The sequence below is a fragment of the Acinetobacter sp. RUH 2624 genome, from assembly GCF_000162375.2.
GTDB classification, from domain to species: domain Bacteria; phylum Pseudomonadota; class Gammaproteobacteria; order Pseudomonadales; family Moraxellaceae; genus Acinetobacter; species Acinetobacter nosocomialis.
In genome coordinates this window covers 366151-385349 of sequence record NZ_KI391940.1, presented here as the reverse complement: position 1 = coordinate 385349, position 19199 = coordinate 366151, and the positions used below count along the sequence as shown (strand labels likewise).

17 protein-coding genes are annotated in these 19199 nt (G+C 38.9%); 11 read left to right on the top strand and 6 right to left on the bottom strand.

Annotated features, from left to right (window positions below):
- Window positions 1-74 precede the first annotated feature (74 nt).
- From rpoC to HMPREF0014_RS23825, 3 genes are all read left to right on the top strand, one after another.
- Window positions 75-4268, top strand: coding sequence for a DNA-directed RNA polymerase subunit beta' (gene rpoC / locus HMPREF0014_RS23835; protein WP_002053534.1), 4194 nt, complete (start codon window positions 75-77; stop codon window positions 4266-4268).
- A 166-nt stretch (window positions 4269-4434) separates the two neighbouring features.
- Window positions 4435-4800, top strand: coding sequence for a hypothetical protein (locus HMPREF0014_RS23830; protein WP_002157021.1), 366 nt, complete (start codon window positions 4435-4437; stop codon window positions 4798-4800).
- Window positions 4801-5012: 212 nt separating this feature from the next.
- Window positions 5013-5369, top strand: coding sequence for a hypothetical protein (locus HMPREF0014_RS23825; RefSeq protein WP_023187972.1), 357 nt, complete (start codon window positions 5013-5015; stop codon window positions 5367-5369).
- A 41-nt stretch (window positions 5370-5410) separates the two neighbouring features.
- Here the strand turns inward: HMPREF0014_RS23825 and HMPREF0014_RS23820 are convergent, their stop codons facing one another.
- Window positions 5411-5896, bottom strand: coding sequence for a DUF4442 domain-containing protein (locus HMPREF0014_RS23820; protein WP_006582277.1), 486 nt, complete (start codon window positions 5894-5896; stop codon window positions 5411-5413).
- A 117-nt stretch (window positions 5897-6013) separates the two neighbouring features.
- Here HMPREF0014_RS23820 and HMPREF0014_RS23815 point away from each other — a divergent pair, with 117 nt between their 5' ends.
- The 5 genes from HMPREF0014_RS23815 to htpG all read left to right on the top strand — a co-directional run bounded on the left by HMPREF0014_RS23815 (window position 6014) and on the right by htpG (window position 11890).
- Window positions 6014-6892: an alpha/beta fold hydrolase gene (locus tag HMPREF0014_RS23815; RefSeq protein ID WP_006580928.1), complete on the top strand. Its 879-nt coding sequence runs from the start codon at window positions 6014-6016 to the stop codon at window positions 6890-6892.
- 104 nt (window positions 6893-6996) lie between these two features.
- Window positions 6997-8421, top strand: coding sequence for a Na+/H+ antiporter NhaC family protein (locus tag HMPREF0014_RS23810; protein ID WP_006580929.1), 1425 nt, complete (start codon window positions 6997-6999; stop codon window positions 8419-8421).
- A 328-nt stretch (window positions 8422-8749) separates the two neighbouring features.
- Window positions 8750-9331, top strand: coding sequence for an OmpW family outer membrane protein (locus HMPREF0014_RS23805; RefSeq protein WP_006582275.1), 582 nt, complete (start codon window positions 8750-8752; stop codon window positions 9329-9331).
- A 183-nt stretch (window positions 9332-9514) separates the two neighbouring features.
- Window positions 9515-9868: a lysozyme inhibitor LprI family protein gene (locus tag HMPREF0014_RS23800; RefSeq protein WP_006580931.1), complete on the top strand. Its 354-nt coding sequence runs from the start codon at window positions 9515-9517 to the stop codon at window positions 9866-9868.
- A gap of 102 nt (window positions 9869-9970) precedes the next feature.
- Window positions 9971-11890: a molecular chaperone HtpG gene (gene htpG / locus HMPREF0014_RS23795; protein WP_006580932.1), complete on the top strand. Its 1920-nt coding sequence runs from the start codon at window positions 9971-9973 to the stop codon at window positions 11888-11890.
- 84 nt (window positions 11891-11974) lie between these two features.
- Here the strand turns inward: htpG and HMPREF0014_RS23790 are convergent, their stop codons facing one another.
- The 3 genes from HMPREF0014_RS23790 to HMPREF0014_RS23780 all read right to left on the bottom strand — a co-directional run bounded on the left by HMPREF0014_RS23790 (window position 11975) and on the right by HMPREF0014_RS23780 (window position 15202).
- A complete protein-coding gene (locus HMPREF0014_RS23790) occupies window positions 11975-12877 on the bottom strand; it encodes a hypothetical protein (RefSeq protein WP_006580933.1) in 903 nt (300 codons plus the stop codon).
- Between the two features lie 122 nt (window positions 12878-12999).
- Window positions 13000-14139, bottom strand: a complete 1140-nt coding sequence (locus tag HMPREF0014_RS23785; protein WP_006580934.1) for a hypothetical protein — start codon at window positions 14137-14139, stop codon at window positions 13000-13002.
- Window positions 14140-14491: 352 nt separating this feature from the next.
- Complete coding sequence (locus tag HMPREF0014_RS23780; protein ID WP_002156938.1) at window positions 14492-15202, bottom strand: DsbA family oxidoreductase; 711 nt, start codon at window positions 15200-15202, stop codon at window positions 14492-14494.
- Window positions 15203-15379: 177 nt separating this feature from the next.
- On the opposite strand from HMPREF0014_RS23780, the gene HMPREF0014_RS23775 reads away from it, so the two are divergent.
- A complete protein-coding gene (locus tag HMPREF0014_RS23775; RefSeq protein WP_006580935.1) occupies window positions 15380-16138 on the top strand; it encodes a hypothetical protein in 759 nt (252 codons plus the stop codon).
- Window positions 16139-16156: 18 nt separating this feature from the next.
- Here the strand turns inward: HMPREF0014_RS23775 and HMPREF0014_RS23770 are convergent, their stop codons facing one another.
- The gene (locus tag HMPREF0014_RS23770; protein ID WP_006580936.1) at window positions 16157-16525 is read right to left on the bottom strand and encodes a MerR family transcriptional regulator; all 369 of its coding nucleotides are present in this window, start codon (window positions 16523-16525) and stop codon (window positions 16157-16159) included.
- Between the two features lie 71 nt (window positions 16526-16596).
- On the opposite strand from HMPREF0014_RS23770, the gene HMPREF0014_RS23765 reads away from it, so the two are divergent.
- Window positions 16597-17244 (top strand): alpha/beta hydrolase, encoded by a 648-nt coding sequence (locus tag HMPREF0014_RS23765; protein WP_006580937.1) that lies wholly within the window; start codon window positions 16597-16599, stop codon window positions 17242-17244.
- 238 nt (window positions 17245-17482) lie between these two features.
- Complete coding sequence (locus HMPREF0014_RS23760; RefSeq protein WP_006582271.1) at window positions 17483-17974, top strand: hypothetical protein; 492 nt, start codon at window positions 17483-17485, stop codon at window positions 17972-17974.
- A 46-nt stretch (window positions 17975-18020) separates the two neighbouring features.
- On the opposite strand, the gene fadA is transcribed toward HMPREF0014_RS23760, so the two are convergent.
- The gene (gene fadA / locus HMPREF0014_RS23755) at window positions 18021-19193 is read right to left on the bottom strand and encodes an acetyl-CoA C-acyltransferase FadA (RefSeq protein WP_002157046.1); all 1173 of its coding nucleotides are present in this window, start codon (window positions 19191-19193) and stop codon (window positions 18021-18023) included.
- Between the last annotated feature and the right edge of the window lie 6 nt (window positions 19194-19199).

Sequence of the window (19199 nt, the reverse complement as noted above, 5' to 3'; positions counted from 1 at the left end):
ACGATTTTTTAGGAAAAAACAATATTTGTGACCCAGTCGGGTAAGCGAGGCTTCCCGACACACGGAGAAAAAAATTGAAAGACTTGCTCGATATCATGCGTAAGAAAACGGATTCAGATGGTCATGCGCCAGTTGAGTTCGACCGTATCCGTATTGGTCTTGCGTCACCAGAAATGATTAAGTCATGGTCTCATGGTGAAGTTAAAAAACCTGAGACGATCAACTATCGTACGTTCAAGCCAGAACGTGACGGTTTATTCTGTGCCAAAATCTTTGGTCCAGTAAAAGATTACGAATGCTTGTGTGGTAAATACAAGCGTATGAAATACAAAGGCGTCATTTGTGAAAAATGTGGCGTTGAAGTAACTACAGCGAAAGTTCGTCGTGAACGTATGGGGCACATTGAACTTGCTTCTCCAGTTGCGCATATCTGGTTCTTAAAATCGTTACCTAGCCGTATCGGTTTATTACTTGATATGACACTTCGTGATATCGAACGTGTATTGTATTTCGAATCATATGTTGTTACTGATCCTGGCATGACGCCTTTCGAAAAGTATCAACTTCTTAATGACGAAGAATACTTTACAGCTTTAGAAGAGCACGGTGACGAGTTCGTTGCAAAAATGGGTGCGGAAGCAGTTCAAGACTTGTTGAAAGACATTGATCTTGAAGCTGAGATTGCTCGTTTACGTGAAGAAATTCCTCAAACAACTTCTGAAACGAAGTTGAAAAAAGCATCTAAACGCTTGAAATTGATGGAAGCATTCAAAGACTCGAACAACAAGCCAGAATGGATGGTAATGAATGTACTTCCGGTGCTTCCACCAGATTTACGTCCATTAGTTCCACTTGAAGGTGGTCGTTTCGCGACTTCTGACTTGAACGATTTATATCGTCGTGTAATTAACCGTAATAACCGTTTGAAGCGTCTTCTTGACCTTGCAGCGCCGGACATCATCGTACGTAACGAAAAACGTATGTTACAAGAGTCTGTAGATGCGTTGCTTGATAACGGTCGTCGTGGTCGTGCAATTACTGGTTCTAACAAACGTCCATTAAAATCTTTGGCAGACATGATCAAAGGTAAACAAGGTCGTTTCCGTCAGAACTTGTTAGGTAAGCGTGTTGACTACTCTGGTCGTTCGGTAATTACTGTAGGTCCTACTTTACGTCTTCACCAATGTGGTCTTCCGAAGAAAATGGCTCTTGAATTATTCAAGCCATTCATTTTCGCGAAATTACAAGCTTCAGGTCAGGCAACAACCATTAAAGCTGCGAAGAAAATGGTTGAACGTGAGACTCCGGAAGTTTGGGACGTTCTTGCATCTGTAATTCGTCAACATCCAGTAATGTTGAACCGTGCGCCAACACTTCACCGTTTAGGTCTTCAAGCATTTGAACCTATTCTTATTGAAGGTAAGGCAATCCGTCTTCACCCACTCGTTTGTGCTGCGTTTAACGCCGACTTCGATGGTGACCAAATGGCGGTACACGTTCCATTGACACTTGAAGCACAGTTAGAAGCTCGTGCATTGATGATGTCAACAAACAACATCTTGTCACCAGCAAACGGTGAGCCAATTATCGTTCCTTCTCAGGACGTTGTCTTGGGTCTTTACTACATCACACGTGATGCAGTAAATGCTAAAGGTGAAGGCATGGTGTTTGCGGATACTCACGAAGTAAACCGTGCACTTGCAACTGGTCAAGTTGCGATTCATGCTCGTGTTAAAGTACGTGTGCATCAAACTGTTATCAATGAAAATGGTGAGCGTGAACAGCAAACTATTATTGTTGATACGACACCAGGTCGTTGCTTACTTTGGGAAGTTGTTCCAGAAGGTTTAAGCTTTGACATGATCAACCTTGAGATGACTAAAAAGAACATCTCGAAGTTAATCAACTCTTGCTACCGTAAACTTGGTTTGAAAGATACAGTTATCTTCGCTGACCAGTTAATGTACTTGGGCTTCCGTCAAGCGACTCGTTCAGGTGTATCTGTAGGTATGGAAGACATGTTAATTCCACCTACTAAGCACACAATTATTGATAAAGCTGAAACAGAAGTTCGTGAAATCGAACAACAGTTCGAACAAGGTTTCGTAACTGCTGGTGAGCGTTATAACAAAGTTGTCGATATTTGGGCGCGTACAAACGACCAAGTTGCTAAAGCGATGATGGATAACTTGTCTTACACACTTGTGAAAAACAAACAAGGTGAAGATGAGAAGCAAAAATCATTCAACAGCATCTATATGATGTCTGACTCTGGTGCCCGTGGTAGTGCGGCGCAGATTCGTCAGCTTGCTGGTATGCGTGGTTTGATGGCAAAACCGGATGGCTCGATTATTGAGACACCAATTAAAGCGAACTTCCGTGAAGGTTTAACAGTACTTCAGTACTTTATTTCTACACACGGTGCGCGTAAAGGTTTGGCCGATACAGCATTGAAAACAGCGAACTCTGGTTACTTGACTCGTCGTCTTGTAGACGTAGCACAAGACTTGGTAATTACTGAGCCTGATTGTGGTACAAATGGCGGCCTAGTAATGACTCCATTCATTCAAGGTGGTGATGTCATCGAGCCATTACGTGACCGTGTATTAGGTCGTGTAACTGCTGAAGATGTACGTCGTGCTTCTGATGATGAAGTTGTATTACCTCGCGGTACGTTAATTGACGAGAAAATCGCAGCTCAGCTTGAAGAGGCTGGTGTCGATGAAGTTAAAGTACGTTCAGTAATCGCATGTGAATCTACATTCGGTGTATGTGCTCGTTGTTATGGTCGTGACCTTGCACGTGGTCACTTGGTGAACCCAGGTGAATCAGTAGGTGTAATGGCTGCGCAATCAATTGGTGAGCCAGGTACACAGTTAACGATGCGTACGTTCCACGTAGGTGGTGCTGCGAGCCGAACTTCTGCTGCAAACAGTGTTCAAGTACGTAACAAAGGTACTGTACGTTTCCACAACGTGAAAACTGTACAACACGCGAAAGGTCACTTGGTTTCAGTTTCACGTTCAGGTGAAATTGGTATTGCCGATGAGTTAGGTCGTGAGCGTGAGCGTTATAAACTTCCTTACGGTGCAAGCATCTTGTTGAAAGATGGTGAAGTCGTTGAGGCAGGTGGTATCGTTGCGACTTGGGATCCGCATACACATCCATTAGTAACAGAAGTTGCTGGTAAAGCACGTTTCAGCCAAATCGCTGATGGTGTAACTGCAACATCGAAAACTGATGATGCAACTGGTATGACAACTGTTGAAATCTTGCCTGTAACAGCACGTCCTGCTTCTGGTAAAGATTTACGTCCAGCAATCGTATTGGATACGGCTGATGGCGGCGAACAGTTCTACTTCTTGCCACAAAACACAATTGTTACCGTTCGTGATGGCGAAACAATTGGTGTGGGTGACGTTATTGGTCGTGTACCACAAGAATCTTCACGTACTCGTGATATTACCGGTGGTCTTCCACGTGTTGCTGACTTGTTCGAAGCACGTAAGCCGAAAGAACACGCGATCTTGGCAGAAGTGTCTGGTATCGTAAGCTTTGGTAAAGAGACTAAAGGTAAGAACCGTTTAGTAATTACTCCAGATGACGGTTCTGAAATTTACGAAGAGTTGATTCCAAAATGGCGTCAAATCAACGTGTTTGAAGGTGAACATGTGAACCGTGGTGAAACCATTTCTGATGGTCCACAAAACCCACATGACATCTTACGCTTGAAAGGCGAAGTTGCTTTAACTAACTACATCGTGAACGAAGTTCAAGACGTTTACCGTCTCCAAGGTGTAAAAATCAACGATAAGCACATTGAAGTTATCGTACGTCAAATGTTGCGTAAAGTTGATATCATCGATGGTGGTGATACAAGCTTCATTAAAGGCGAACAAGTGGATTACATCCGCGTTGTTCAAGAGAACCAAGCTGTCTTGGCTCAGAACAAGTTCCCTGCGAAGTTTGAACGTCAATTGATGGGTATTACGAAAGCATCGCTTTCTACTGACTCGTTCATCTCTGCTGCATCGTTCCAGGAAACAACTCGTGTGTTAACTGAAGCGGCTGTAACAGGTAAAGAAGATGATTTACGCGGCTTGAAAGAGAACGTTGTAGTGGGTCGCTTGATTCCAGCTGGTACTGGTCTTGCATACCATTTAGAACGTCGTCGTCAAGAAGCAGAAGCTGCAGAACATGAGCTTCATAATGACTTCAGCGAAGTAGACCAAGCATTTAGCCAAGCTTTAAACTCAGAACAATTCTAAGCTTAAAGTTTTATTAAAAAGACGCCTTAGGGCGTCTTTTTTGTGGAAAAAATAAGCTATTTTTACAAAAGTCTATTAAAGCACTCTTAATCTATTACTTAATGAGAAAAAACTCTTCATGAAAGCATACTATCCTAGGCACAACTGAGTAGAGGAGTAGCTTTCAATGAAAAAAATGATGATGATTGCAGGTGTGGGTCTGATGTCAACCACTCTATTTGTAGGTTGCCAAAATGCAAGTCCAGAAAGTAAACGTATTGGTTCTGCAGCTATTGGTGGCGGTGCAGGGGGTGCGGTAGGTAAACATGTGGGCGGTAATATTGGTGCAGGTTTAGGGGCAGCTCTTGGCGCAGGCGTTGCAGCAAATGCAAAAGGGTCTAACAGTAAAACTGTACGTAACAGTGCAATTGGTGCTGGTGTTGGTGCAATCTTAGGTGGTGCAGTGATTGGTGGTGATGCTGGTGCTGCTGCAGGTGGTGCACTTGGTGGTAGTGCGGGCGCGGCCTATGAAGAGAAAAAAGGGAAATACTAAAAGTACCTTTAAATATATTTAAACTAGAAGCTCTTTGTAAAATAAGAGCTTCTATTTTCTTTGCTTATTAGATTGAAATTTAAATAATAACTAGACCTAGAATGCTTTTACAAAATATCAATCTATTGCCACAGTGCGATAACATAAACTGATCAAATTCCTCATAAAAGAAGATTATGCTTTGATTAGAGCACAATGGAGTGAGTATGGTCATGAAAAAAACAATTGGTTTAATTTCTACTTTAATGTTATCTGCATTCATGTTCACTGGTTGTCAGAATATGAGTCCATCTGATCAGCGTATTGGTGCAGCAGCATTAGGCGGTGCTGTTGGTGGTGGTGTCGGTAACCATGTTGGTGGCGGTCTAGGTGCTGGTGTAGGTGCAGCAGCTGGTGCGGGTGTAGGAGCGAATGCTAAAGGTAGTAATAAGAGTTCCACAACAAGTAGTGCTATCGGTGCCGGTATTGGATCTGTAGTAGGGAAAGCCATTTTTGGTGGAGACACAGGCGCTGCGATTGGTGGTGCACTTGGTGGTGGTGCCGGCGCTGCGATTGAAGAAAAGCGTTAGAATTTACTAAAATAAAAATAAGTGCCTTTAGGCACTTATTTTTATGGGTATAAGGCTTTTGCCTTTTTTCTACGGATGTATAGCGTCTTTTGCACTTCAGCAATTCTCACACCTGATTCATCAAAAATATTTAAATGATATGTTCTAAGCACTGGAGCATAGTTCTCGGCAAGTTCTCGAATCTGTTCAATTTCTGCTAAGTCAACTCGAATATCAGCATAAACAGTGCTTCGCCCAGGCGATAAAAAATTAATCTCAGCCGCTTTATCCCAAACTATATATTTTGATCCAAGGTGATGCATAAGAATCAGCATATAAAATGGATCAACCATAGAATAAAGACTACCCCCAAAATGAGTACCTACCAGATTTTGGTTTTTCCAGGTCAGTGGCATTTTTACGCGAATATGACAAAGCTCTAAATTCATGATTTCAATATGAATCCCTGCACCGCGGTAGGGAGGATAATAATTAAATAAGAATTTAGAAATTGAGGGAATGTTCTGAAGTTTTTTTAAAATAGCCATAATAGTCAATTTTTTTTATTGCAACACTGGTCATACTAGATAAGTATCATCTTTTTTATATTGATGGCAATGCTTTATCCGATTAACGACATGATCGATTGAAAAACAAAATAGGAAATGATTATGCAGCCAAAGATTTATACAGTAACAACAAGTGATCAACAAACTCTATGCGCTAAGGCTTGGGGTGATGAGAAAAATACTCCATTAGTTTTAGTACATGGTTATCCAGATAATCAGGAAGTATGGGAATCGGTCATTGAGCATTTAATCAATGATTTTTATATTGTTACTTATGATGTCCGTGGAGCGGGTTTGTCATCTATTCCTAAACGAATACGGGATTATCGTTTAGAACGTTTATCTTTAGACTTACAAGAAGTCGTCGATGAAGTACTCCCAAATCGACAGTTCCATATGGCTGCCCATGATTGGGGATCAATTCAGTCTTGGGAGTCTGCAACTGAACCTAAATTTAAAGGCCGTTTACTCTCTTATACAACCATTTCTGGTCCTTGTTTAGATCATGCTGCGCTGTTCTTAAGAGATAAATTTAAAACGACGCCTGCAAAAATCTTAAAAATACTAACAAAATCATGGTATATCGGTGCTTTCCATTTACCATTAATTGCTCCGACGGTCTGGTCTCTTTTTACTCCAGAAAAATGGGGCAAAATATTAAAAGACTTAGAGAGAAAAGATAATTTACCGTTAAATAGTAATATTTCTGCTGATGGTAAATACGGGATTAATTTATATCGTGCGAATTTTATTCCTCGCTTAACAACTCCTCGCCAGCGTTATGCACAGTGTCCAGTCAAAGCAATAATTTTAAAATACGATACTTTTGTGAGTCCTGAATATATTACGGAAGCAATGCCAAAATGGGTTGAAAACTTTGAGTATGTTGAGCTTGAAGCAAACCATTGGGCGATTCTGAGTCAGGCTGAAAAAGTGGCAGGACATATTCGTCAGTTCATCGAATCACAAAGTTAATAAGTGACTGTTTAATTTACAAAACTGATAATTTGGCGATATTTTCGGCTTCGTAGATGTGAATCTGATAGAATATCGCCTTTTGTTTTGTTCTGAATTTGTTCATGAATGCTGTTGTTGTGGCGATTGCTGTGATGTTTTTACTATCACTAGCACGCGTTTCTGTCGTATTGATATTAGTGGTCTCTGCCATTGTTGGTGGTCTTGTCGCGGGTTTAAGTCTTTCTCAAACAGTTGAAGCTTTTAATGCTGGTCTTGGTGATGGAGCCGAAGTTGCTCTCGCTTATGCTGTATTAGGTGCATTTGCACTCGCTCTCTCTAAATCGGGTTTACCCGACCTGCTTGCTCATAAACTTATTGGTCTGTTGGGAATGGAAGCGGGGAAAAGCCGTGAAACCAAAGTAAAATATTTACTCTTAGGTATTTTACTTATTGCTGCCATTTTCTCTCAAAACCTCATACCGGTTCATATCGCGTTTATTCCTGTACTGGTGCCGCCATTATTACGAGTCATGAATCATTTAAAACTAGACCGCCGTGCAGCAGCTTGTGTCCTGACTTTAGGTTTAGTAGGTACTTATATTTTTCTACCCGTTGGCTTTGGTGCGATTTTCCTTGAACAAATTTTGATGGGGAATATCAACAAAATCGGTGCTGCTTATGGCTTGCATGTAGAACGTGGGATGATGCCAATTGGCATGGCTATTCCAGTTTTAGGTATGGTTTTAGGTACTTTAGTTGCAGTATTTATTAGTTACCGTAAGCCAAGAATTTATGCGGACCGTGCCATTACCCCTGTAGCTACCATTGATTTAGACAAACCTCTGCGTGCAACAGCGCAAGATGAAACAGTAGATCTAAAAGCAGATGCAGAAGAACTTAAACACGAAGCAGAGCAAGGCCCTGTAATTGCGAAAAAAACAATTTTTATGGCTTTGCTCGCGATTGGTCTTACCTTAGTTGCACAGCTTTATTCCGGCTCAATGATTTTGGGTGGTTTAGTAGGCTTTGCGGTTCTGTCTACAGCCGGCATTTTTAAATGGCAAGATGCAGATGATGTCTTTGTACAAGGCATGCGAATGATGGCTCTAGTAGGCTTTATTATGATCTCTGCCGCCGGTTTCGCTTCAGTCATGACGCATACAGGAGATATCAATCAACTGGTTAAAGGGGTGGTTGAAATCATTGGTGATAATCGTGCGCTCGCGGCTTTCTTAATGCTGAGTATTGGTTTATTTGTCACGATTGGTATTGGTTCATCTTTTTCAAGTGTGCCTGTTTTAGCAGTTATTTATGTACCTTTATGTGTACAGTTTGGTTTTTCGCCATTAGCGACAATTGCATTGATTGGTACAGCGGCGGCTTTAGGTGATGCTGGATCTCCAGCTTCCGATTCTACCTTAGGACCAACAGCTGGTTTAGGGGTCGATGGACAACATGACCATATTTGGGATACCGTCATTCCAACATTTATCCACTTTAATATTCCATTGTTAGTTTTTGGTTGGATTGCAGCCATGGTTTTATAAGTTTTTTATAATATATTAAATTAAAACCTTCTTAATAATTATCTTAAGATAAGCATTAAGAAGGTTTTTTTATGCTCTAAATAAAATATGTATTTAAAATAAATTATATTAAAATACTCGGAATTTAAAGTATATTAAAAAGGTTGGTTATATAAAATAATTCTGATTAATAAAGTTGGGATAAAAACCAATTAAAATGGTTGGTTAATATATATTTTTATTTAAAACAGTTATTTAAAAATAAATATAAAAATAATTTTATAATGGGTGTTGCATCAATTTAAAATAAATGTTTATTATAAATATAAATAAGGTTGGAGATATTAACGTGTTCAAAAAAGCTTTGATTATTGCATTAATGGGGATGTCTTCATTTACTTTTGCTGGTAATTGGCAAGTAAAATTTGGGGGTAGTGTTATTGCTCCATCTGACGATACAACAACTGCTTTAGGTGTAGTAAAAGCTGATCATGAATATGCATTTACACCATCAGTTGAATACTTTTTTGGTGAATCACCTTTTTCGGCAGAATTATTATTAGCAGCGCCGGTTAATCATGATGTTTTATTAGACGGTAAAAATGTAGCACGTATTAAACAATTACCTCCGACAATTACCGCAAAATATCATTTTAAAAACTCAACTCGTTTCACACCGTATATTGGTATCGGGGCGACAGCATTTATTCCTTGGGATGAGCAAGGTGTTGCTGAGAAAGTAAAAGAAGATTTTGGTGTAGCTGGACAAGTTGGTTTTAACTTCCAACCTGCTGATGCGAAAAATTGGGGTGTATTTGTAGATGTTCGCTATGCGGATATTAGCCCAGAAGTTACTTTAACAAATGGTGCTAAATTTGACTTGGATATTAATCCGTTTGTTTACACTTTAGGTTATAGCTATAAATTTTAAGCATAATAATAAATAGAAAAAATATAATAACAAACCTAGACTCAGGCACCTCACATAGATTTTATGTGAGGTTTTTTATTTTATTGCTCTCACTAAAAAAAGCATAAAACAGACAGTTTTATACATATTCTTTTGGTCTTTATTTTTAAACTATTTTTTATATATCTTTAAAGGAATAACCTCATGAATAGAAAATTTGCCATAGGTCTAGCACTTTTTAGTGGCATCACGCTTGCTCATAATGCACAGGCTGCTAGTTTCTCTTGTAATGCTGCAAAAACTAAGACTGAGCTGAGTATTTGCAAAAATCGTTCTTTAAATGATGCTGATGTCAAAATGGCAACAACATATCAAATTGTTTTACATGCATTGCCAATGGGTGGCCGTGATAATCAAAAAGATACACAGCAGCAGTGGTTAAAAAAAAGGAATGCTTGTGCAGCTAATGTAAGTTGTATTTCTAAAGCTTATCAGCAGAGACAACAACAATTGGACTCTATCTTGCAAGATAGGGTACTAAGTCATGGTCCGTTTTAATTAAAGAAAAATTTTTTAATATTCAGGATTGAAAAATTGTAGAAGTACTCCATTCATAAAGCATTCGAGAACAAACAAACTTCAAAATTTAAGGAGTGATTTATGAGTGAACAAGCATCACAAAATTATAGTTTCCAAGCAGAAGTAGCCCAGCTTTTACATTTAGTGACGCATTCTCTCTATTCGAACCCTGAAATTTTCTTACGTGAACTTATCTCTAATGCATCTGATGCATGTGATAAGTTGCGTTTTGAAGGAATTAATCATCCTGAATATTATGAAAATGATCCGGACTTACATGTACGCATCAGCTTAAACAAAGAAGATAAAACTTTAACGATTTCTGATAACGGTATTGGATTAAGCCAACAAGAAGCAATTGATAACTTGGGTACTATTGCAAAATCAGGCACTAAAGACTTCATGTCAAAATTAACGGGCGACCAGAAAGCGGATGCTCAGTTGATTGGTCAGTTTGGTGTTGGTTTCTACTCAGGTTTTATTGTTGCCGATAAAATTACAGTTGAATCACGCCGCGCAGGTCTCGATGCTTCTGAAGGGGTGCGTTGGATCAGCGGTGGCACAGGTGAGTTTGAAGTTCAGCAAATTGATAAAGCTTCACGCGGTACTGATATTATTCTTCACTTGCGTGATGACGCGCTTGATTATTTAGAGTCTTATAAAGTTAAGCAAATCGTTAATAAATACTCTGACCACATTAGCTTGCCAATTGAAATGCAAAAAGAAGTTTGGCAGGAAGAGGAGGTTGCTGAAGGTGAAGAGCCTAAAGGCGGCCAAATGGTCAAGACTGATGAATGGGAAGCGATTAACTCTGCAAGTGCTTTATGGACACGTAACAAGAGTGAAGTGACTGAAGAGCAATATGTTGACTTCTATAAAAACTTAACTCATGACTTCGAAGCACCACTGGCTTGGGCACACAACCGTGTTGAAGGCAGCACCGAATATACCCAATTACTTTATATTCCAAGTAAAGCGCCACATGACATTTTTACACGTGAAGCAAAAGCGGGAATTAAGTTATATGTAAAACGTGTATTCATTATGGATGATGCGGATAATTTAATTCCAAACTATTTACGCTTTGTTCAAGGTGTCGTGGACAGCGCCGATTTACCGCTTAATGTGAGCCGTGAGTTGTTGCAAGAAAGTCGTGATGTTAAAACAATTCGTGAAGGTAACGCACGCCGTGTACTCACTTTGCTTGATGGTTTGGCTAAATCAGAAGATGAAAAAGACCAAGAAAAATTCAAGACCTTCTACACTGAGTTTGGCTCAGTACTGAAAGAAGGCTTGGGCGAAGACTTTGGTAACCGCGAACGTATTTTAAAATTATTACGTTATGCAACTTCAACAAATGATGAAGTGGTAACTTCTTTTGCAGACTATAAAGCGCGCATGAAAGAAGGCCAAAAAGCCATTTATTATGTTACTGCTGACAGCTTAGCTGCTGCTAAAAACTCTCCACAGTTGGAGTTGTTTAAGAAAAAAGGCATTGAAGTATTGTTAATGGCAGAGCGTGTTGATGAGTGGGCAATGAACTTTGTTCATGAGTTTGACGGTACGCCATTAAAGAATGTATCTAAAGGCGCTGTTGATTTAGGTGACTTGCAAGATGCAGAAGAGAAAAAAGCACTAGAGCAAGCGGCTGAACAGTTTAAACCTGTTGTTGAGAAATTAAGTGACTCATTGAAGGCTAAAACTAAAGAAGTCCGTGTAACAACCCGTTTAGTAGATTCTCCGGCGTGTTTAGTAACAAGTGAAGGTGAGTTGTCTCCTCAACTTATTCGTATGCTCAAACAAGCGGGACAAGCTGTACCTGAAATCAAGCCAATTTTAGAAATTAACCCTGAGCATCCTTTAGTGAAAAAACTTGAAGGTTCAGAACAGTTTGATGACTTGGCAAACGTGATTTTTGATCAGGCTGTGATTGCAGAAGGTGGTTTACCGGAAGACCCGGCAGCTTATGTGAAGCGTATTAATAGCTTATTGTTGAAATAATATTTGATGTAAAAAAAGCCTCTGAACTGTCAGAGGCTTTTTTGTGGATAAAGAAAGAGTTATCCACAACTTGATGATTTTTGGTTAAAAATTAGCTTCTAAATTCATTTGAACACTAAGCTGATGTTTCGGGTCATCATCAATATGATTAAAAAAATTAAGATCATTTTGCATAAAAATCCAATCTCGCCATACGGGCTGGCGCCATGAAATATAAGGTCCCCAACTATTTACCCGCATGTCATTTTTAGTATATACACCGCCACTATAAATGCCGTAAGTCAGGCTATTATCTTTTACGAACTCAAATTGCTGAAAAGTCCAATTGCCCCAGTTGTATTCTTCATTTTCACTCTTATTCACATTAAATTTGTTAGCGAACAGGGTGTTGTCTTGCATCTTTTGCGTTAAGTTTAGCGTGGTTTCAGTATAGTTTCGGCTGGTTGAGCCATAGCGAAAGACTTGTTCGGTATCTATGCTAATGTTATGTCTTAAATTCCATTTTTTTTTGGCAAGAAATTGTACATAAACATCACTTTCTGAATTTGAGCCTAAATCAAGATTATTTTCAAAAGGTATCCATGTTGAAATCGTATCCCAGCTTGCAGTAATTGGGTTGCTGATCGAAATATGGGGTGTTGAAGCTTTCTTCTTTTTCTTACCCAAGGTTTTATAAGGTTGTTTGTGCTGGGTTGCACGGTTCCACAGCGTATCATTTCCAAACACGGCCATCAGGTCCTGAATGAGTGCTGCATCTGAATCATTATTATTTTCTACTTCACATGGTGAATTTGAAAAAGTTAGAGAATGACTTTTGCTTTTTATGAATAGGCTCGACGGATGTAGGGAGCGTCTCGTGGAGCGTTGATGCTTTAAGGGCGTAGAGAAAAGCTGTGTATGAGGGATTAAAACCAACATACCTAAACTATAAATACAAAGTAGAGCTTTAGATTTATATTCAAATGACAAAGAAGAGAATTGATTCATTTTTCTGAAAATCAGGAATCAAAAGTTAGCTCAGTATTGTAAGGGAAAAAGCTTAAATTTTTATTTAAAAGTATTTTATTATTCATCACCTTGGAGATAACCTCCAAGGTGATCTTGCTCAATTAGAAAAGTGCTTCTAAACGTAAGAATGTGCTGACAAAATGGTTACGGTCTTCACGGTGGTCATTAAAGTAGTTGACGTCACCTTGTACAAAGAACCACTCACGTAAGAGCGGCTGACGCCATGATACAAATGGCCCCCAACTGTTTAAGCGTAAATCGTTGTCGTTGTAATAGCCACCTGTGTAAATACCATAGTTAAAACGGTTATTTGCAAAGAAACTATGTTCACGGAAAACTCGGTTTTCCCATGTTAAATCATCATCTTGATCGTCAGCATAAGTTAGGCTGAACTGATTTGATAAGATGGGTTGATTTGGACGAGCATGGGTGAGTTCCAAATTAGTACGTAAATAATTTTCACTATGAATGCCATAGCGATAAATTTCTTCAGCATAAAACTTAAAGTCATTACGGAGTTGCCAATCTCTTGATGCTTTTAAGCGAACATACACGTCGTCTCCAGAACGAATACCTAAGTCGGCATCTGTTTCAAACGGCAGTTTTTTAGAGAAATTTGACCAACGTAATGCGATTGAGCTGTTATCATCTCGTGTTCGTTTAGTATCAAGTTTCTTATTTGAATCTTGATTTGGGTTCTGGTTAATATTGGCTGGACTATTATTAAATTCGTTATCTAAAGAGTCATCACCAAATACCACGCTTAAGCGTTTTTCTAGCGTCGGGAGTTTAATTTTACCGCGTATTCTTGGCTTAATTTCAAAGTTATCATATTCGTTCCAATAGTTATCAATCATGACTCGAATGGTGGCCGAAGCAGGCTTTTGAGGGTCGACTTCACCAAACCAGTTATCAATTTTTTCCGAAGTGTGATCGGCCCAATTTCGAATTTTCTTTTGCTTACGGTCAAACCAGGTCTGGTCTTCGGTCTGCTCGGTAGGTGGAACAATTGGTTGGTTGGACTGCTCCGGAAAAATCGTTGGAGTGGCATCAATCCACCTTGGAATTTGATCTAAAAGATTTTCATCTTTATTTTCTTCGGTTTGTATTCCAGATGACGAACCATTGACTTGTTGAGTTGAAGAAGAATTTACTTCTGCATGAGCCATGCATATAGAACCAAATCCCAATGTTACAAGTGCAAAAAGCTGCCGATACGTAATAACGTGAAATGTTTTCATATCTATCTTTATGTTTTGTTGTTATTGCCACTTTTGTTGATTTTTCTAATAAAATCAAGAGGACGACACAAAAGTTAAGTAAATTTAACTTTTCTTACATATTTGAAATAACTTAAAAAGTTTAAGCTATTAGCGAGAATTTTTAAGCAAAAAAAAATCCCCCAAACTAGGGGGATTTTAGATCAAGGAAACTTCAAATTCCGATCATTAAACACATAAAAAACAGAACATTACAGCGCGAATATTCTAAGTGGCAATCATAAACGCATTTTAAGCAATTGAATAGTTCTTTTTTTAGAACGCTCTATTGCTAAAACGATGATAAAACATACGATTTGTTCACACTTTGCAATTAAGACTGTTTATTTTGTGGAATATCACATGTTTCATCATTACAAACAGCAGCATCATCTTGCTCGATTTCTTCAGCATTTGCCTTGAGCTGTGCTTGTTCTAAGACTTGTAAAAACACTTCACGAGGTTGTGCGCCTGCAAGTGCAATTCTTTGATCAAATACAAAGAATGGTACGCCTGTTACATTAAGTTGCTCATGCGCAATCTTTTCGTCATGACGAACAAAGTCAGCCAATTCATTTGTATCGAGTACATATTCAACTTCGGCATTATCTAAGCCAATACGAGAAGCGATTTCTTCTACGACTTCGCGTTCGCCAATAGCTAAACCTTCAGTCATATAAGCGTGAAAAAAGGCTTCTTTTGCTTCGTTACCTAAGCCTTTACTTTGAGCTAGGTGAATAATACGGTGAGCGTTAAAGCTATTGCCTGAGTTGGCTTTTTGCCATTGGAAGTCGATTCCTTCAGAGGCAGCCATGGCCGCAATGTTGCGCTCCATTTCTTCCATCTCTTCATAGGTACGACCATATTTTTTCGCTAAACGCTCAGTATTTGAAGTGTCGTGGGTCGCTGGCGCATTCGGATCTAACTCGAAACTATGCCAATGAATATCAAGTTCAATGCCAGCTTCAGCCGCGACATGCTCAAGGCGTTTTTTGCCGATGTAACAAAAAGGACAAACTACATCAGACCAGACATCAACACGCATGGGAGAATCTCATAAATTTTAATTACTCATCATAATAGGGATGATGTACAAGGATTTAAAGCATTGAATAGCGAATAGAGTGTTGCGTATTGTGAAATAAATGACATATAAAGAAGTAAGAGCTCTATTTTATAACTATAAAGAGCAAAACTATAAGAATGGAAATAGGAGGTGTGTATGCGCCGAATTTTGATTGCGATTGCAGGTTTGGTGGTAATTGCAGGTATTGTCTTTTTTTCCTATCAACATATTAAACAGCAACAAGCTAAAGACAGTAGCCAAATGTTCGATGTGGTGATGAATGAAAAAATGAGTGAACTTTATGAACAGGCTCAAGATTGGTCTAAACCTGTACAACTCGATATTCATGATAAACGGCTCGCAGGGCATTATAAGCAAGTCTCAGAATTTCTTTTAAGTTATTGGGTTCAAAATGTAAATGCGCGTAATGAATACTTAAGAGAATTAAAGGTTGCAAAATGGGATACTTTTTTAAATGTTGACCGTTTGGATATTGATAAAAAACAAAAATATGCTGAAACAGAAAAGATGTTGGCTGACGTTCGAAAAGCTTCAGATAAATACCAATCTGAATATGAAAAAATTCATAAAATCTTTCTCGCTAAAATACAGGAATTATCTGTTGATGCAGATACCAGACAACTTCTTGAAATGAAATTGGGAACTCAGCAAAAAGCTGATCAAGACCATACGATTTTTATGATTGAGCTGCAAATTTTAGATGACGCAGAGGAAATGTTTAAACTTCTAAAAAACTATTCGTGGCAAAAGAAAGACCATATGATTCTTTTTCATGAAAATGCTCAAGTTAAAAAATTTAACGAGCTTTACCAACATGTCTTAAAGCTTAATGCAAAAATTGAAAGTATTAAGAAAAAGAACGTGGCTGCTTTAGAAAATGAGTTAGAAGAATAATTACAGCATGAGCATCAATCATGATGTATTGGTGCTCTCAGCTTTGCCTTTTATCAAGAAAGATTGTAATAAACTTTGAGAAGTTTGTAGTTTGTTTAACTGCTCCGATACATGCATCAGCTCTGTTTGTAGCTTTTCTTGAACAATAGGGCAAAGCGTAAATACCCTTTCATCTAAATCAAAACATGGTAATAACACTTGGATATCTTTTAGTGTCATACCCGCATCATTTAATATTTTAATTTTCTTAATATTTTCAATATCTTTTTGCGTATAACTTCGATAGTTATTACTTGCTCGATGCGGTTGTATTAGCCCTAAACTTTCATAATAACGCAGCATACGCGGACTAACTTTTGTAAGCTCAGCGACTTTAGCTAGGTTCATAAAATAGGCTTGACCTTAACAGTGGTGTCATAGTTTAGCATGTTTTTATCTTTCAAAATGGTACTTGTTCAATGATCAGAAAACTCATTTTATTGGTGTTATTTGGATTAATGTCATTTGCTGCAAATACCAAAACACTGGAACATCAGGAGAAGAACATGCGTCAAATATTTGTACTTCACGGTTATTCGGCTTCTATACATGATCACTGGTTCTTGGACCTAAAACATCAAATAGAAGATGAACATACGGCTGTTACTTTAATACCATTTCCAGATTCTGAGCATCCCAATGTAGATGCTTGGCAGAAGGTTTTAGATGAACAGATACCAGTGGTTAATGAAAATACTTATTTTGTGGCACATAGTTTGGGTGTCATTACCTTACTGCACTTTTTGCAAAGACATGATTATAAAAATATTGGAGGAATGATTTTAGTATCCGGATTCTCTGGACCAATTGCAGATTCTTCCCCTCTCACAGCTTATATAACACAGAGCAAAGTCGACACCAATTATTTTAAGAGCATAAAGAAAAAGTTGGTGTATTTATCTGATAATGATGATTTGGTTCCACCACACTTAACGATTCAATTGGCTAAGGATATTGATGCGCCGTACATTACTGTTCCTAATGGCGGGCACTTTTTAGGTCGGGAAGGTTATACGGCATTTCCTCAATTGGTCGACTCTTTAAAAGAAATGTTAGAGAACAAATAAAATCTATAAGATAAATCTCACCCTATAAATGGTTATAACTCATTTATAGGGTGGTTTTTCTATTCAGCTTTTTATTAAGAAAGTCCCTTACTATTACATTAAAAATTTTAATTATATTTACCGTTTATCTGAGCCTTACTGAATCACAAAGCAGTTTGTTGTAGCCTATTTATAGAGACCTTTATTTGAATCTTCATCTTTTGATTGAAACAGGATGACTGATTTTTTGGAGCTAGTTATGAACTTTCTAAAACAATCAGCTTTAGTCGCTGCATTTGCTTTTATAGGTTTACCAACTGTTCAGGCAGAAGAAGTAACGACTTTACCCACTATTCGCGTTATGGCTGAATCTGAGCTACGTGATGAGGTGGGCTTTGTGCCGTTTCAAGAAGATAAGAAGGTACGCCAAGCACTACAACACCATGAATATAAAATACATAACGATATACAGAATGCTTTAGTCCCAGAAGGGATGACGACCATAGATTATCAGCCCGTTATGGCGCAGCCTGATCTCTCACAACTTTCTCCATTTTTACGAGAATATATTCTAGCGGTAGCGGGCGGGATTCAGTCTTCTGACCCAACCAATGGTCTTTTTGAAATGTTAAAGCCGTTGAACATTAACCGAAGTAATGTCGATGCTTATCGTGAAGGTACGATGAAAGTAAATTTAGATGATATTTTGAAATTACAGCAACAAATCCAAGATGGTTTAAAAGGCCGGTAAAATAAAAATCCCCGCATTGAGCGGGGATTTTTTATCTTGGTGTTAATTAAACACGTTCGATAATCGTTGCGATACCTTGACCAAGGCCGATACACATGGTCGCAAGACCAATTTGAGTATCTTGTTGTTCCATCACGTTCAACAACGTAGTTGTAATACGTGCACCAGAACAGCCTAGTGGGTGACCAAGTGCGATTGCACCACCATTTAAGTTCACGATGTCTTGTTTGTCATAAAGACCTAAGCCCTTAAGAACAGACAAGCCTTGTGCAGCAAATGCTTCATTTAACTCAACAGTCTGAATATCAGCAATTGATAAGCCAGCACGCTTAAGCGCTTTTTGAGTCGCTGGAACTGGGCCGTAACCCATGATTGCTGCGTCACAGCCTGCTACTGCCATAGAGCGAATTACAGCACGTGGTTTTAAACCTAATGCTTGTGCACGTTCAGCAGACATAAGCAACATTGCAGAAGCACCGTCAGAAAGAGCAGAAGAAGTTGCTGCTGTTACTGAACCACCTTTAGGGTCAAATACAGGTTTTAATGCTTTGAATGCTTCAAGGTTTGCATCTGGACGAATCACTTCGTCGATGTCGCAAAGGATTTTGAAACCATTTGCATCGTGGCCTTCAACACCAACGATTTCATTTTTGAAACGACCTTCCTGAGTTGCAGCCCAAGCACGGCGGTGAGATTCAACACCGAACGCATCTTGTTCTTCACGAGTAATGCCGTTCATACGACCTAACATTTCAGCAGTTAAGCCCATCATGTTAGATGCTTTTGCATAGTGTTTAGATGCTTCTGGGTTAAGGTCGATGCCGTGCATCATACCTACATGACCCATGTGCTCTACACCACCAATAATGAAGATGTCACCTTGGTTAGTCGCAATTTGTGCAGCCGCAGTGTGGATTGCCTGCATAGACGAACCACAAAGACGGTTCACTGTTTGACCAGCAACAGTTTTAGGCAAGTCAGCCAATAAACCGATGTTACGGCCAATGTTCATACCTTGTTCTAGAGTCTGGTTTACACAGCCCCAGATCAGGTCTTCAACTTCGTTTACATCAAACTGGTTACGGGCAACGAGCGCACGTACAAGTTCAGCAGATAAACTGTCGGCACGTACATTACGGAACATACCGTTTTTAGATTTGCCCATGGCAGAACGAACGCCATCAACAATCACAACGTCACGTGGATTTAAAGTAGCCATTCACGT

Excerpts from the sequence above, each read along its gene's own strand:
- HMPREF0014_RS23815 (WP_006580928.1), top strand. The coding sequence starts at position 6,014 with ATGATTATGCAGCCAAAGATTTATACAGTAACAACAAGTGATCAACAA.
- HMPREF0014_RS23780 (WP_002156938.1), bottom strand. The coding sequence starts at position 15,202 with ATGCGTGTTGATGTCTGGTCTGATGTAGTTTGTCCTTTTTGTTACATC.
- HMPREF0014_RS23825 (WP_023187972.1), top strand. The coding sequence starts at position 5,013 with ATGAAAAAAACAATTGGTTTAATTTCTACTTTAATGTTATCTGCATTC.
- fadA (WP_002157046.1), bottom strand. The coding sequence starts at position 19,193 with ATGGCTACTTTAAATCCACGTGACGTTGTGATTGTTGATGGCGTTCGT.
- HMPREF0014_RS23760 (WP_006582271.1), top strand. The coding sequence starts at position 17,483 with ATGAACTTTCTAAAACAATCAGCTTTAGTCGCTGCATTTGCTTTTATA.
- HMPREF0014_RS23810 (WP_006580929.1), top strand. The coding sequence starts at position 6,997 with ATGAATGCTGTTGTTGTGGCGATTGCTGTGATGTTTTTACTATCACTA.
- HMPREF0014_RS23800 (WP_006580931.1), top strand. The coding sequence starts at position 9,515 with ATGAATAGAAAATTTGCCATAGGTCTAGCACTTTTTAGTGGCATCACG.
- HMPREF0014_RS23820 (WP_006582277.1), bottom strand. The coding sequence starts at position 5,896 with ATGGCTATTTTAAAAAAACTTCAGAACATTCCCTCAATTTCTAAATTC.
- htpG (WP_006580932.1), top strand. The coding sequence starts at position 9,971 with ATGAGTGAACAAGCATCACAAAATTATAGTTTCCAAGCAGAAGTAGCC.
- HMPREF0014_RS23830 (WP_002157021.1), top strand. The coding sequence starts at position 4,435 with ATGAAAAAAATGATGATGATTGCAGGTGTGGGTCTGATGTCAACCACT.
- HMPREF0014_RS23775 (WP_006580935.1), top strand. The coding sequence starts at position 15,380 with ATGCGCCGAATTTTGATTGCGATTGCAGGTTTGGTGGTAATTGCAGGT.
- HMPREF0014_RS23785 (WP_006580934.1), bottom strand. The coding sequence starts at position 14,139 with ATGAAAACATTTCACGTTATTACGTATCGGCAGCTTTTTGCACTTGTA.
- HMPREF0014_RS23790 (WP_006580933.1), bottom strand. The coding sequence starts at position 12,877 with ATGAATCAATTCTCTTCTTTGTCATTTGAATATAAATCTAAAGCTCTA.
- HMPREF0014_RS23770 (WP_006580936.1), bottom strand. The coding sequence starts at position 16,525 with ATGAACCTAGCTAAAGTCGCTGAGCTTACAAAAGTTAGTCCGCGTATG.
- HMPREF0014_RS23765 (WP_006580937.1), top strand. The coding sequence starts at position 16,597 with ATGATCAGAAAACTCATTTTATTGGTGTTATTTGGATTAATGTCATTT.